The sequence below is a fragment of the Pseudidiomarina donghaiensis genome, from assembly GCF_900116895.1.
GTDB classification, from domain to species: Bacteria; Pseudomonadota; Gammaproteobacteria; order Enterobacterales; family Alteromonadaceae; genus Pseudidiomarina; species Pseudidiomarina donghaiensis.
The window spans coordinates 133,948-146,732 of sequence record NZ_FPCF01000001.1; the positions used below are offsets into that span (position 1 = coordinate 133,948).

The following is a 12,785-nucleotide window of genomic DNA, read 5'->3' on the forward strand; positions in this document are numbered from 1 at the left end:
CGGTTTAGCCGCGCACTCGGTTAAGCCCGTTCAGAGCAGCAACACGGTAGGCCTCAGCCATGGTTGGGTAGTTAAAGGTGGTGTTGACGAAGTATTCAATGGTGTTACCTTCACCTTTTTGTTCCATAATGGCCTGGCCAATGTGAATAATTTCTGCAGCACGCTCACCAAAGCAGTGAATGCCGAGCACTTCGTTGGTTTCTCGGTGAAACAGAATTTTTAAGCTACCCACCGCCATATTTGAAATTTGCGCTCGAGCCAAGTGTTTGAACTGAGCGCGTCCCACTTCGTAAGGCACTTTCTGCGCGGTAAGCTCTTCTTCGGTCTTTCCAACTGAGCTTATTTCCGGAATGGTATAAATACCTGTCGGAATATCACTGATTAAGCGTTGGTTGCACTCGCCTTTTAGCATGGCGGTAGCGCAGATGCGGCCCTGGTCGTAGGCTGCACTGGCCAAGCTTGGGTAACCAATAATGTCACCGACAGCATAAATAGTGTCGGTTTTGGTTTGGTAATGCTTGTTCACTTCAAGTTGGCCGCGGTAGTTTGGTTTTAACCCAACGCTTTGTACGTTTAGTCCTTCAATGTTACCGGAACGACCGTTGGCAAAAAGTAAGCAGTCGGCATCAATGCGTTTGCCTGATTGAGTATACAACGTAACGCCGTTGTCGTGCCCTTCAATACGATCGTATTCTTCGTTATGGCGAATAACGACACCGCTATTACGCAAGTGGTAGCTCAACGCATCAGAAATTTCAGCATCAAGAAAGCTAAGCAGGCGTTCGCGGGTATTAATGAGATCAACCTTGACGCCTAAACCGCGAAAAATACTGGCGTATTCACAACCAATAACACCAGCGCCATAAATAATAATGCTGCGGGGTTCATGTTTAAGGTCTAATACGGTGTCCGAGTCGTAAATGCGTTCGTGGTTAAAGTCGACATCGCTTGGGTGATAGGGGCGTGAACCTGTGGCGATAACCACTTGCTTGGTGGTGATGTATTCAATAGTACCGTCGGCTTGGGTTATTTTTAACCGATTGGCATTTTCAAACGCGGCACTGCCATGAATAACACTCACACCATTGCGCTCATAAAAACTGCTGCGCAAACCAACCTGTTTACGAATCACGCCTTGCGCATGTTTTAAAATTTCCGCAAAAGTTAAACCACGATGAATACGCTCGCCCGCGAACAGCGGGTTGGCGTTATATTCAATTAAGCGGCTTACCGAATGGCGCAGGGCTTTAGAAGGAATAGTGCCCCAGTGAGTACAACCGCCGCCGAGTGAACTGTGTTTTTCAACCATCGCAACGTTACGGCCATTTTTCGCCAGTTGCATAGCTGCACCTTCGCCACCAGGGCCGCTACCAATCACTACCGCATCAAATTGTGCCTCGCTTACACTCATTTACCACTCCTTCTTGGTTGTGCCCTAAGCTTCTTTGCCGTTATAGTAACGGAAACAACTCGTGTTCAGCCAGTTTAATGGAATCGTCATGGCGCACAAACCTGTTCCCGAAATATTAACCCGTCACATTGTAGCAGCTAGCCGCCTGTTGCGTATTGAAGCGGTAGACTTACGCTTTAGCAACGGCGTTGAACGTCAATTTGAACGTATGGCCAGTAGTGGTCGCGGTGCTGTGATGATTGTTCCGTTCATTGATGACGACACGCTCATGCTTGTTCGTGAGTATGCAGCAGGCTTACATAATTATCAGCTGGGCTTTCCAAAAGGCTTGATAGACCCCGGCGAAACGCCTGAACAAGCCGCTAACCGTGAACTAAAAGAAGAAATTGGCTATGGCGCAAAGCAGCTGGTGCCATTGAAAAGTGTGACCATGGCGCCGCAGTTTTTTTCAGCGACGATGCATATTTTTATTGCCCGCGATTTATATCCCGAGTCATTACCTGGTGATGAACCCGAACCACTTGAGCAAGTGCCTTGGTTAATCAGCAAGGCTGATGCGTTGCTGGAGCAAGAAGATTTTACTGAAGCCCGAAGTATTGCGGCGCTGTTGATGACACTGCGGGAGTTACAGGCATGAATAAGCACATAGCCCCAGAACAACTTGCCGAATGGTTGCAAGGGGCTGCCGAAGTAGCCTTGCGCGCCGGTGATTTAATTCTTGAGTTATACGAAGAACAAGCATACGAGACTTACGAAAAAGATGACGAGTCGCCGGTGACCAGTGCTGATTTTGCTGCCAACCGGTTAATTGTTGATGGTTTGGCCAAGCTAACACCCGATATTCCAATTTTATCGGAAGAGGGCTCGCATTTGAGCTTTGAAGAACGCCAGCAATGGCCGCGGTATTGGATTATTGACCCGATAGACGGCACCCAAGAATTTATTGCCCGCAGTGGTGATTTCGGCGTGATTATTGCGTTGGTTGAACATAACAAGCCGGTACTGGGCGTTATTTATTGGCCTGCCGGTGATGTGTTGTACACCGCGCAACGTGGGCAAGGTGCATTTCGTCAAGACGCGCACGGCAAGCAACAAATTCACATTCGGCGCTTGGCCGATCCCGCCCAAGACGTTATCCATCTGGCAATTAGCCGTCGGCAGCCACGTGAACGTGTGTTGCAGCGCATGACCGCTGAGCGTGAACTTGCATTGTTTCCAGCTGGCAGTTGTTCATTAAAAGCCTGCATGATCGCTGAGGGCCGTGCCGATTGCTTTTTACGCGTCGGGCCTACTGGCGAGTGGGACACCGCTGCTGCTGAAGTGATCGTTGGTGAAGCCGGCGGCTGCATTGTCAGTGAAGATTTCCAGCCGCTAACCTATAACCAAGAAGCAAACCTAGGCAACCCGAATTTTATTATTTTGGGCGACCCAGCCGTTGCTTGGAAAAGCGTGTTTACTCATCATCAAAACGATGATTAGCGGGCAAAATATTCACCGTCTCGTGCAATTCTGACCACACTAAAACGGCGTCTCCGCGCTCTAATTGAGCGCGGACATCGGCCACTTTTTGCTCTAGCGATTTTTCTTCATCGCCATAGTCAGTGCCCTCACGCAGCACAAAAGCCTCAATGAGTTGGGTGAGCGTGTCGGGATTAACTTGCTGCCAAGGTATTTCCATTAGTTTTGCGCCTCTTGTATGGCTTCTTCAGCCTCTAACCATTCCGCTTCGGCTTGCGCGAGTTGAGCTTGCGCGTGTGCTTGTTGTTGAAGTAGCTCGGTCAATTCATCTTTACGCTGAGCTTCGTACAGAGAATTGTCAGCCAGCGCTTCGCTAAACTCGCTCAGCTGTTGTTCAAATTTCTGCATGGCTTGCTCCGCCTTTTTTACGCGATCTTTCAGTGGCTTGAGCGCTTGTCGGCGCTCAGCTTCTTGGCGTTTTTCAGCTTTGCGATCAGTTTTACCCGAGCTGCTTTGGGTGGTCGCGGCTTTTTGCTGTTGCGCATGCTGCTTCAACCAGTCGTGGTAGGCGTCAAGATCGCCGGCAAAAGGCTCGACGTGTTGATTGGCCACTAAATAAAACTCATCCACTGTGGTGCGTAACAAGTGTCGGTCATGCGACACAATAACCATTGCGCCGTCAAAATCTTGTAGCGCATACACCAGCGCCTCACGCATGGTGCTGTCTAAGTGGTTGGTTGGTTCATCAAGCAGCAACATATTTGGCTTTTGATAAACAATTAGCGCCAATACCAAGCGCGCCTTTTCACCCCCCGACATAGGGCCAACTAGTGCTGTTGCGGCATCGCCAGAGAAGCCAAAGCCTCCTATAAAATCACGTAGCTGTTGTTCGGTTGCAATGGGGTCTAAGCGCTGCAAGTGCTGTAGTGGGGTTGCCTGCACATCTAAAGTTTCTAATTGGTGTTGGGCGAAATAGCCAAGGCTAATGCCAGGGTTTAGCGCGACCACACCGGCTTGTGCATTGAGTTCACCGGCAAGTAGCTTCACCAAGGTTGATTTACCCGCACCATTACGGCCGAGCAGGCCGATACGGCTGCCGGGTACTAAATTGAATTTAATGTCGCGCAAAATAATTGTATCACCATAACCGGCTTGAACTTTTTCTAAAGTCAGTAATGGATTCGGTAGCTGCGCTGGTGGCTTAAACTGGAAGTTAAAACCACTGGCTGCGCGCAGTGGTGCCGAAGCCTGCAACCGTTCGAGCGCTTTTATGCGACTTTGCGCTTGCTTGGCTTTACTTGCTTTATAACGAAACCGGTCAATGTAACTCTGCAGATGTTTTCGCTGAGTTTGCTCTTTTTCAAATTGCGCTTGTTGTTGTGCAATGTGCTCTGCTTGCTGGCGCTCGAAGCTGCTGTAATTGCCGCTATAGCTCGTCGCAGTAAAGTTTTCAATGTGCACAATGTGCTGTACCGTTGCGTCAAGAAAGTCACGGTCGTGCGAAATAACCATGAGTGTACCAGGGTAGCGTTGCAGCCAGTCTTCTAACCAAAAAATAGCGTCCACATCTAAGTGGTTGGTTGGTTCGTCAAGCAATAGTAAATCGGCGCGAGCAATCAGTGCTTGGGCTAGGTTTAAGCGCATACGCCAACCGCCCGAAAAGGCCTTTACCGGATGGTATATTTGCTCTGGCTGGAAACCTAGGCCATCGAGCAACGCCGCCGCTCGAGCAGCAGCATCATAACCGCCAATGGTGGCCAGTTTGTCATGCAGCGTACCGATAGCGTGGCCATCATGGTCGGCTTCGGCTTGTGCCAGCTGCGCCTCAAGTTCACGTAATTCCGTATCGCCATCAAGCACGTAGTCTAGCGCTGAACGCTCAAGCGCTGGGGTTTCTTGTTGAACACTCGCAATACGCCAAGCCTTAGGCGCTTCGCAGCTGCCTTGCTCAACGCTTAGCTCTTGACGTAACAGCGCAAACAGTGACGACTTACCGGTACCGTTACGGCCAACAACGCCTACATGGTGACCAGGGAAAATGGTGATGTCTGCATTTTCCAGCAAGACCTTGCCGCCGCGCATTAACGACATGGCGCGAATGTTTATCATATGAAGCCTTAACTTGGTGTTCGACGAAGTTTCTGCGACAATTATACCTGATAGCCACAGAGGTGAATATGACTCAAACTCGCAAACGTTTTATCGCTGGCGCTGAATGCCCAGCTTGCCATGCTCAAGATACGCTCATGCTGACCATTGCGGGCACTGACGAAAAAGTTAGCTGTGTGCAATGCGGGCATGAATTTTCCGAACGTGGCGCGAACAAGCCAGAGCCTGAAACGGCTAAAAAATCAGTGGCGCAAGAGGGGCTTATTGGCATATTCAAACCCGAGTAAGTACGCTACATATGTGCGTTGCATGGGGGCTGAATAACCGCTACTGTTAGAGCATCTTTTTTGTATTTAACGAAAATAAGCGAGAGCAGCATGAGTCAAATAGTCTTCGGCGGTATTTGGGTTATTCTTATCACTGTTTTTATTCAGTGGTTGATTGCCAGTGGCTCAAAAGCCAAGCAGCCAGGCGCTGTGCCGGGCAAAATTAATGAATCATTAAGCCACAACTCCTTTGTATTTCGGGCGCACCGCACTTTTCAAAATAGCATTGAAAATGTCCCGTTTTTTCTTGCCGCGGCATTTTTAGCCATTTTCGTGGGGGTAGACTCACAGTGGTTTACTATTTCGGTATGGGTATTTGCGTTTGCTCGCATTATTCACATGCTGTTGTACTACGGCATTGCGACAGAAAAAAATCCCAGCCCACGTAGTTACTTCTTCATGATTGGCGTCATTGCTAATGCGGTGGTGCTGGTTCAGGTCGCTATTGCGCTGGTGGCTTAAAAACTCAATTGCAACGTTTAGGATAATCTATGAATCAACGGCAGTATCCAATTGGCACTCCGGGCGAAGCTTGGGGCGCAGAAGAAAAACAACAATGGTTAGCGGCGCAACAAGTAAAGCGCTCTTATTTTGATGACGTTGTAAGTCAAATCAACCAGTTGCACGAACAATTCGATGTTGAGCAATACGGAGCATTAGAATATCCCAGCAATACATTCCCATTGTTTATTGTGAAAACTCGCCATTGGGACAACAGCAAACCAAATGTGTTAGTTACCGGCGGTGTTCACGGCTATGAAACCTCAGGAGTGCATGGTGCCTTAGCGTTTATCAAAGAGCACGCGGAGCATTATAGTCAGTGGTTCAACATTATGGTTGCGCCGTGCATTAGCCCGTGGGGTTATGAAACCATTAATCGTTGGAACCCGTTCGCGATTGACCCAAACCGTTCATTCAAAGAAAACAGCCCAGCGGGTGAAAGCGCAGCAATTATGGACTACCTACAGCGTCATGAATTGACGTTTTTAATGCATATTGATCTGCACGAAACAACAGATACCGATAACTCAGAATTCCGCCCAGCACTGGCTGCTCGCGACGGTACTTTCAATGAGAATTGGAATATTCCCGATGGTTTTTACACGGTGGGCAATTCAGAGAAGCCTACCCAAGATTTTCAACAGGCGATTATCGATTCCGTGCGTAAGGTCACCCACATTGCACCGCCAGACAATGACGGCAAGATTATTGGTGCGCCCATTGAGCAAGAAGGGGTGATTCATTACGCCGGTAAGCAATTGGGTTTATGTATGGGCTTAACCGATGCACCTTATGTGAGCACTACCGAGGTATACCCAGATAGCGACAATGCGTCACCAGAACAATGTATTGCGGCCCAAGTGGCAGCAGTGAAAGGTGCGTTAGAGTTTCTGCGCACAGTATAAAACCTGTGCTATGGTTATTTTTAGCAAACGGAATGCAGTACTGCTTTAGTGAGCCCAACGCTTTGGCAGACCGATGACAACAGGGCATAATAACAAGGAAAAATAACATGAATTGGTATATTACAGTTTTAAAAAAATACGCTGTTTTTTCGGGACGCGCCCGCCGTTCGGAATACTGGTTTTTTGTATTGTTTAACATCATTGTTAGCTTTGTACTTGGCTTTATTGACGGCATGCTCGGCTTGGGTAACCCTGAGGCTGGTATTGGTATTTTGAGCCTCATTTATGCTTTAGCTGTGCTTATTCCATCCATTGCTGTTGGTGTACGCCGGTTACATGACACGAATCGCTCAGGTTGGTGGCTATTAATCTCATTAATTCCGCTCATTGGTGCAATTGTGCTTATCGTATTCTTTGTGTTGGATAGCCAGCCAGGTGAAAACCGCTTTGGCCCAAATCCAAAAGGCATGTAATGCAACCTAGTATCTCGTTTATTACCTTAACGGTTGAGAATCTAGAACGAGCCGTCGCGTTTTATCGCGACGGCCTCGGCTGGCCTACTGAAGGTATTGTGGGCGAGAGCTATGAAAATGGCGCGGTGGCTTTTTTTAAGTTGGCCAACAATTTGACCTTTGCATTATGGCCAAAACAAAGTCTTGCCAATGAAACTGGCTTGCCGCACGACAACCATGGCCCCACCAATGTGCTGCTTGCCCATAATGTGCCCAGTGAAGCGCAAGTAGAGCAAGTACTGCTAGAAGCAAAACAAGCTGGCGCAACTTGGGTCAAACCAGCCAAGCGAACTGCTTGGGGCGGCTATGCCGGGTATTTTATGGACCCCGAACAACATTTATGGGAAGTGGTTTACAACCCGCACTTATGAGCCAAAACCATCAAACCATCACTGCACAAACCGCCCGCTGGGTTAACGACGTTATTGTTGCACATAATTTTTGCCCTTTTGCGCGCCGCGAAGTCGAGCAGCAAACCATTCACTATGAGGTAGCCGATAGTGCTGACAGGGCACAGCAGCTGGCGCAGCTACTGCAGCTTTGCCAACAGCTTGATGACTCCCCTGGCATAGCGACCACGTTGTTTGTTATTCCTGAGGGCGTGAGCAACTTCGACGACTTTCTTGATCTTGTCGATGTGGCAGAGCGTTTGTTAGAGCTTGAAGGGTACGACGGCACCTACCAGTTAGCGACATTCCATCCAGACTACCAGTTCGCGGATAGCCCCGCAGATGATGCAGCTAATTACACCAATAGAGCGCCGTACCCAACCTTGCATATTTTACGTGAAGAAGGGCTAAGCTTAGCTTTAGCAAGTTACAACAAGCCGGAACGCATTCCACAGCGCAATATTGACTATGCACGTGCCAAAGGGGCTGATTATTTTGCTGATTTACTTGAGCGCATTAAAGCTGGCATGAAAACAACCGTGCGCCTGCAAAAATAGCTCAAGCTGAAACGTCACATGGATTGCCGCCAAAAGCATTTGTGTCAATGTTGGTTTGCTAAACGACATTAGTGACAAAACACTTAAAGTTAATATGGGAATTGTCGATACTAAAATTATCGTGCAGTTAACCAAGGTTGTTCATCTGTTATGAATTTATCCACGCTTCTGGGCATGTTGTCCGGCATTGCTATTGTTGTTTTATCCGTATTTTTAACCGCTGCTGACGCCTGGGCTTTCGTGAACTTGCCAGGCCTTGCCATTGTGCTCGGCGGAACCTTTGCGGCCACGCTGCTGGCATATCCGCTACGCGAACTCGTACGAGTCTTCAAGATATTATGGATAGTGCTGCGTAACGAAAAAATGTACGCCCAGGATGATCAAAAAGAGCTGGTTGAAGTTGCGAAACAGCTAGTACAGGGGCGCATTGCCAACGCTGAAGACCAGATGAACCAGGTGAAGAATCCATTTTTGCGCACCGGTTTACAATTACTCATTGACCAAACCCCCACGCAAGATATCGCCGAGCTGCTAGAGTGGCGTATTTTAAAAATGAAAATTAAAGAGCGTGCGGAAGCGCAGGTTTACCGCACCATGGCTGCTTTTGCGCCAGCTTTCGGTATGCTTGGTACCTTGGTGGGGTTGGTGAACATGCTGCACGGCATGGGCGAAAGCAGTATGACCGAGATTGGTGTCGATATGGCCTTTGCCTTGCTAACCACCTTATATGGAGTGGTGTTAGCAAACATGTTGTTCAAACCAATTGCGATTAAGTTTGAGCGCCGCACTGAGCGCCGCGTGCAATTGATGAACATGATCTTAGAAGGCATATTGCTCGTCGCTCGTGGTCGCAGCCCTGGCTATATTCGTGAATATCTCACCACCTTCTTTGCGCATGTCGAAGATGAACTTGATATTGACGAGCATAATCAATTAGCCAACGGGCGCGCTTAAGCATGGCAGAGCCAACCTTGAATGACATGCTTGAACGTGAAAACCAGCGTGCGTCTGCTCCAGCGAGCCGGCGCAGTGGTAATACAGCGCGTGAACCCAGAGAGCATAGTCAGCAAATTTCAGCACGCATGTTTGGTAACGTGTTAGAGGCCGATAACCAGCAGCAAGACGAAGACAGCTGGGTGACAACCTACATGGACTTGCTAACGTTGCTGCTGGTTTTGTTTGTGGTGCTGCTTGCCAACGCCGACTTAACTGGCGGTAAGCAACAGGACGAATTTAGTACCATGCAGGGACAAATCGAACAGCAAATGGCAAGTTCAGGCTTCGGTGATAATGTGGAAGTAAGCCGCAGCCCAGGAAAAATCAATATTAAACTGAACGACAAAATTTTATTTGATAGCGGTGAAGCGACCTTTAATGACAGCGCCGCTGAGGTGATGGCGCCGATTGTCGACTTGCTTGCAAAAAACCGCTTAATGATTAGCGTGGAAGGTCATACCGATAATATTCCCATTAGTACTGCGCAATTTCCAAGTAACTGGGAGCTGTCGGCGGCGCGCGCTATTTCTGTGGTGCGTCTGCTGCAACAACGGGGTATTGATGGGCAGCGGCTACGAGCTATTGGCTACGCGGATAGCCTGCCACTACAAAGCAATGACACTGCTGAAGGGCGGGCGGTGAATCGCCGAGTTAATTTGGTACTGAGCGAACCCGAGTAACATTTACCAAAACCTTGCAGAGTGCTTATTGAGACAAACCTGCTGGCTCTTTACTATGTGCAACGTTAAATCACTGGTTAACGTTGCAACGTGGGGGAGCACAGCATGTACAAGTTATTATTGGGCTTAATTATCAGCACCATGGTTGTGTTAGTGGCTTGCAGCCCGCAGGAACAAGAAGCCTTTGTCAAACCCACAACAGCACAACCGAGTGTTTCAAAAAGTGCCGCTAAGCATCGCGAGGTAAGCCTTTCTCGATCGCACGCACAAGTCGTACAACTTGCTTTTCCACTTTAACCGCTTCTGAGCGCTGGCGCTGTAACGCCCAGTCGATATGCTCTTGCACCATCGCGGTGCAGTGTTCACGACGCTGCTCTAAGGCGTGAATAATGTCGGTATCTGTTGGCGCGTTGCCCATGGCGACCGCGAGGTTTCTTAGCCAACAGTCATAACCAATGCGCCGAATTGGCGAGCCCTCAGTTTGCTTTAAAAAGGTTTCTTCATCCCACGCCCACAACTCAAGCAATTCGGGCGCATGCAAATTTGCGCGCGGCGAAAAATCATTTTCGTCGGTCAGTTGAGCATAGCGGTTCCATGGGCAAATAAGTTGGCAGTCATCACACCCATAAATGCGGTTACCAATAAGCGGGCGTAACGGTTCTGGAATACTGTCGCGCAGCTCAATGGTTAAGTATGAGATACACTTGCGCGCATCAAGCACATAAGGCTCAACAATCGCTTGGGTTGGGCAGATGGTGATACAAGCACTGCAACTACCGCATTTTTCTTCCACGGGTTGGTCGGTAGGTAATGGTAAATTAATTAACAGCTCGCCTAAAAAGAACCAAGACCCACTGCCTTCATCCAGCACGAGCGTGTGTTTGCCGCGCCAACCTAGCCCGGCTTTGATTGCCAGCGGTTTTTCCATAATTGGGGCAGAGTCAACAAAGGGCCTAAAATCGAGATCGCTGCATGCTTCTTGTATACGATCGCCAAGTTGCTTGAGGCGCTTGCGCATTAACTTGTGGTAGTCACGCCCAAGGGCATAACGGCTAATGTAGCCAAGCCGTGGGTTTTTGAGGGTTTTTGCGAAACCAGCTTCTGCGGGTAAATAATTCATCCGCACCGAAATGGCGCGCACGGTACCGGGGTGTAGCTGGTCGGGGCGAGTGCGCAAATCGGCATGACGCGCCATCCACTCCATGGTGCCGTGCATGCCACTGGCGAGCCATTTCTGCAAATAATCGCGTTCGGCGCTAAGATCAATATCTGTGATGCCAACTTTTTGGAAGCCTAGTTCAGCGCCCCAACGTTTGATATCTGCAGCAAGTTGGTGATAATCCATAAAAATGCATTTATCCTTAACAAAAGCTGACAAACCAGCGTGACAATTCGCGCTAACATAGCAAAAAACACCAAGGTCTGCACTGATGAGCGCTGATTACAGCACAATGATTTATACCACTGAGCAAGTTCGCCACGGAGAACGTGCAGCGGCTGAAGCCTTAGATATAAGCATGGCGCAATTAATGCAACGTGCGGCGCAAGCGTGTTTGCTCGCAATTCGACAGCAACAGCCAGCGCCGGCGCGTGTACTAGTTTTGTGCGGGCCCGGTAATAACGGTGGTGACGGCTGGGTTTTAGCGCGCCTTGCCCAGCAACAGGGGTATCAGGTGCAAGTTGCGGCTGCAGAGCCGCAAAGCCCATTAGCCAAAGACGCCGCTGCAGCTTGGCACGATTTAGGCCAATCATCGCTGGCCTTGGATACGCTTGAAGACCATCATTTTCAAGCGCAGGACATTGTGGTGGATGCCTTATTAGGTAGTGGACTTAACCGTGACTTAGACGGCGACATAATGCGCGCCGTTGACCTCATAAACCAAGCTACCAAACGCTATTCAAACTGGGTGCTCAGCGTTGATGTGCCAACGGGGCTGAACAGTGACACGGGGCAGCCGCAGCCGATGGCCGTTGAAAGCCACCACACTGTCACCATGGTGGCAGTAAAAGTGGGCTTGGTCACAGGGCTAGCGGCCAACTATTGTGGCGCCATTGAGTTAGCTGATTTAGGCATTGCCGCTACTTTTTATAAGCAGCAGCCGAGCTTGCGAGTCATCGGCAGCCATTGTGCTGAACACCAGTTGTCACCGCGGCTAAAAGCGTCACACAAAGGCAACCTTGGTCACCTGCTGATCATTGCCGGTGGCCCAGGGATGAGCGGAGCGGCCGTTCTTGCTGGCCAAGCGGCATTGCGTTGCGGCGTCGGTAAGGTTTCGGTGGCATGCCACCCACAATCGCAGTTAGCCATAGCGGTGCAGCAACCCGAACTTATGGTTCACGTGGTGACAGATGATCTGCAACCTTTATTAGCAAAAGCCGACGTGGTAGTGATTGGTCCTGGGCTGGGGCAAAGTGAGTGGGCGCATCAATTGGTTAGCAGCGTGGCCAAGTGGCACGGCCCCGTTGTGTGGGATGCCGATGCACTGAACCGTCTAGCCGAGTTAACCGTGACCAAGCCAGTTGAGTCTATTTGGTATATGACGCCCCACCCAGGAGAAGCCGCGCGATTGTTGAAAACCAGTACCTCGGAGGTCAATGCCGACCGATTAGCTGCACTGACTAAACTTTGTCAGAACTTTCAGGCACAAATATTACTCAAAGGGGCTGGTACCCTAGTACAAAGTGGTTCGCAGCGATGGGTATGTCGGCGCGGCAGCCCAGCGCTGGCCAGTGGCGGCAGCGGCGATGTGTTAAGCGGTATAGTCGGCGCGTTGATTGCACAAGGCGTTGCAACAGACATGGTATTGCCACTCGCAGCATGGCTGCATGCAGTCGCTGGTGAACTTGCGGCGCGCGATGGTGAACGTGGTACACTTGCCAGCGATATTATTGCGGAACTGCGTGCCTTGGTGAACCCATGGCAAGTAATTGATAAATGAGT

The 12,785-nt window shown here is 49.6% G+C and carries 15 protein-coding genes; 11 read left to right on the forward strand and 4 right to left on the reverse strand.

Features of this window, described 5'->3' with window-relative positions:
- Positions 1 to 4: 4 nt before the first annotated feature.
- Positions 5 to 1,411 carry a Si-specific NAD(P)(+) transhydrogenase gene (gene sthA / locus BM334_RS00655; RefSeq protein WP_092836527.1) on the reverse strand — a complete coding sequence of 469 codons (1,407 nt, stop codon included), beginning with the start codon at positions 1,409 to 1,411 and terminating at the stop codon, positions 5 to 7.
- Positions 1,412 to 1,499: 88 nt separating this feature from the next.
- On the opposite strand from sthA, the gene nudE reads away from it, so the two are divergent.
- Both nudE and cysQ read left to right on the forward strand, forming a co-directional pair.
- Positions 1,500 to 2,048 (forward strand): ADP compounds hydrolase NudE, encoded by a 549-nt coding sequence (nudE, locus tag BM334_RS00660; RefSeq protein ID WP_092836530.1) that lies wholly within the window; start codon positions 1,500 to 1,502, stop codon positions 2,046 to 2,048.
- Positions 2,045 to 2,890, forward strand: coding sequence for a 3'(2'),5'-bisphosphate nucleotidase CysQ (gene cysQ, locus BM334_RS00665; RefSeq protein ID WP_092836533.1), 846 nt, complete (start codon positions 2,045 to 2,047; stop codon positions 2,888 to 2,890). The genes nudE and cysQ overlap by 4 nt, the downstream gene beginning before the upstream one ends.
- On the opposite strand, the gene BM334_RS00670 is transcribed toward cysQ, so the two are convergent.
- Together BM334_RS00670 and BM334_RS00675 are read right to left on the reverse strand one after the other, a co-directional pair.
- Positions 2,865 to 3,089 (reverse strand): YheU family protein, encoded by a 225-nt coding sequence (locus BM334_RS00670; RefSeq protein WP_092836536.1) that lies wholly within the window; start codon positions 3,087 to 3,089, stop codon positions 2,865 to 2,867. The genes cysQ and BM334_RS00670 overlap by 26 nt on opposite strands.
- On the reverse strand, positions 3,089 to 4,978 hold the full coding sequence (locus tag BM334_RS00675; RefSeq protein ID WP_092836539.1) for an ATP-binding cassette domain-containing protein: 1,890 nt from the start codon (positions 4,976 to 4,978) through the stop codon (positions 3,089 to 3,091). The genes BM334_RS00670 and BM334_RS00675 overlap by 1 nt, the downstream gene beginning before the upstream one ends.
- A gap of 68 nt (positions 4,979 to 5,046) precedes the next feature.
- Here BM334_RS00675 and BM334_RS00680 point away from each other — a divergent pair, with 68 nt between their 5' ends.
- The 8 genes from BM334_RS00680 to BM334_RS00715 all read left to right on the forward strand — a co-directional run bounded on the left by BM334_RS00680 (position 5,047) and on the right by BM334_RS00715 (position 9,844).
- Positions 5,047 to 5,265 (forward strand): YheV family putative zinc ribbon protein, encoded by a 219-nt coding sequence (locus BM334_RS00680; protein ID WP_092836542.1) that lies wholly within the window; start codon positions 5,047 to 5,049, stop codon positions 5,263 to 5,265.
- A gap of 90 nt (positions 5,266 to 5,355) precedes the next feature.
- Positions 5,356 to 5,766, forward strand: coding sequence for an MAPEG family protein (locus BM334_RS00685; RefSeq protein WP_092836545.1), 411 nt, complete (start codon positions 5,356 to 5,358; stop codon positions 5,764 to 5,766).
- A 29-nt stretch (positions 5,767 to 5,795) separates the two neighbouring features.
- Complete coding sequence (locus BM334_RS00690; protein WP_092836548.1) at positions 5,796 to 6,710, forward strand: M14 family metallopeptidase; 915 nt, start codon at positions 5,796 to 5,798, stop codon at positions 6,708 to 6,710.
- A 107-nt stretch (positions 6,711 to 6,817) separates the two neighbouring features.
- Positions 6,818 to 7,183 (forward strand): DUF805 domain-containing protein, encoded by a 366-nt coding sequence (locus BM334_RS00695; protein WP_092836551.1) that lies wholly within the window; start codon positions 6,818 to 6,820, stop codon positions 7,181 to 7,183.
- Positions 7,183 to 7,593: a VOC family protein gene (locus BM334_RS00700; RefSeq protein WP_092836554.1), complete on the forward strand. Its 411-nt coding sequence runs from the start codon at positions 7,183 to 7,185 to the stop codon at positions 7,591 to 7,593. Before BM334_RS00695 ends, BM334_RS00700 begins: the two co-directional genes overlap by 1 nt.
- Positions 7,590 to 8,168, forward strand: a complete 579-nt coding sequence (locus BM334_RS00705; RefSeq protein WP_092836557.1) for a DUF1415 domain-containing protein — start codon at positions 7,590 to 7,592, stop codon at positions 8,166 to 8,168. The genes BM334_RS00700 and BM334_RS00705 overlap by 4 nt, the downstream gene beginning before the upstream one ends.
- A 150-nt stretch (positions 8,169 to 8,318) precedes the next feature.
- On the forward strand, positions 8,319 to 9,122 hold the full coding sequence (locus BM334_RS00710) for a motility protein A (protein ID WP_092836560.1): 804 nt from the start codon (positions 8,319 to 8,321) through the stop codon (positions 9,120 to 9,122).
- Between the two features lie 2 nt (positions 9,123 to 9,124).
- Positions 9,125 to 9,844: an OmpA/MotB family protein gene (locus BM334_RS00715; RefSeq protein ID WP_092836563.1), complete on the forward strand. Its 720-nt coding sequence runs from the start codon at positions 9,125 to 9,127 to the stop codon at positions 9,842 to 9,844.
- A gap of 229 nt (positions 9,845 to 10,073) precedes the next feature.
- Here BM334_RS00715 and queG read toward each other — a convergent pair whose 3' ends face one another.
- On the reverse strand, positions 10,074 to 11,189 hold the full coding sequence (gene queG, locus BM334_RS00720; RefSeq protein WP_092836566.1) for a tRNA epoxyqueuosine(34) reductase QueG: 1,116 nt from the start codon (positions 11,187 to 11,189) through the stop codon (positions 10,074 to 10,076).
- Positions 11,190 to 11,274: 85 nt separating this feature from the next.
- On the opposite strand from queG, the gene BM334_RS00725 reads away from it, so the two are divergent.
- Complete coding sequence (locus BM334_RS00725) at positions 11,275 to 12,783, forward strand: NAD(P)H-hydrate dehydratase (protein WP_092836569.1); 1,509 nt, start codon at positions 11,275 to 11,277, stop codon at positions 12,781 to 12,783.
- Positions 12,784 to 12,785: the final 2 nt, after the last annotated feature.

Bases quoted from the DNA above. Each gene is read 5' to 3' on its own strand.
- BM334_RS00670 (WP_092836536.1), bottom strand. From the start codon at position 3,089: ATGGAAATACCTTGGCAGCAAGTTAATCCCGACACGCTCACCCAACTC.
- BM334_RS00690 (WP_092836548.1), top strand. From the start codon at position 5,796: ATGAATCAACGGCAGTATCCAATTGGCACTCCGGGCGAAGCTTGGGGC.
- cysQ (WP_092836533.1), top strand. From the start codon at position 2,045: ATGAATAAGCACATAGCCCCAGAACAACTTGCCGAATGGTTGCAAGGG.
- queG (WP_092836566.1), bottom strand. From the start codon at position 11,189: ATGGATTATCACCAACTTGCTGCAGATATCAAACGTTGGGGCGCTGAA.
- BM334_RS00680 (WP_092836542.1), top strand. From the start codon at position 5,047: ATGACTCAAACTCGCAAACGTTTTATCGCTGGCGCTGAATGCCCAGCT.
- BM334_RS00700 (WP_092836554.1), top strand. From the start codon at position 7,183: ATGCAACCTAGTATCTCGTTTATTACCTTAACGGTTGAGAATCTAGAA.
- BM334_RS00705 (WP_092836557.1), top strand. From the start codon at position 7,590: ATGAGCCAAAACCATCAAACCATCACTGCACAAACCGCCCGCTGGGTT.
- BM334_RS00715 (WP_092836563.1), top strand. From the start codon at position 9,125: ATGGCAGAGCCAACCTTGAATGACATGCTTGAACGTGAAAACCAGCGT.
- BM334_RS00675 (WP_092836539.1), bottom strand. From the start codon at position 4,978: ATGATAAACATTCGCGCCATGTCGTTAATGCGCGGCGGCAAGGTCTTG.
- BM334_RS00710 (WP_092836560.1), top strand. From the start codon at position 8,319: ATGAATTTATCCACGCTTCTGGGCATGTTGTCCGGCATTGCTATTGTT.
- sthA (WP_092836527.1), bottom strand. From the start codon at position 1,411: ATGAGTGTAAGCGAGGCACAATTTGATGCGGTAGTGATTGGTAGCGGC.
- BM334_RS00685 (WP_092836545.1), top strand. From the start codon at position 5,356: ATGAGTCAAATAGTCTTCGGCGGTATTTGGGTTATTCTTATCACTGTT.
- BM334_RS00695 (WP_092836551.1), top strand. From the start codon at position 6,818: ATGAATTGGTATATTACAGTTTTAAAAAAATACGCTGTTTTTTCGGGA.
- nudE (WP_092836530.1), top strand. From the start codon at position 1,500: ATGGCGCACAAACCTGTTCCCGAAATATTAACCCGTCACATTGTAGCA.
- BM334_RS00725 (WP_092836569.1), top strand. From the start codon at position 11,275: ATGAGCGCTGATTACAGCACAATGATTTATACCACTGAGCAAGTTCGC.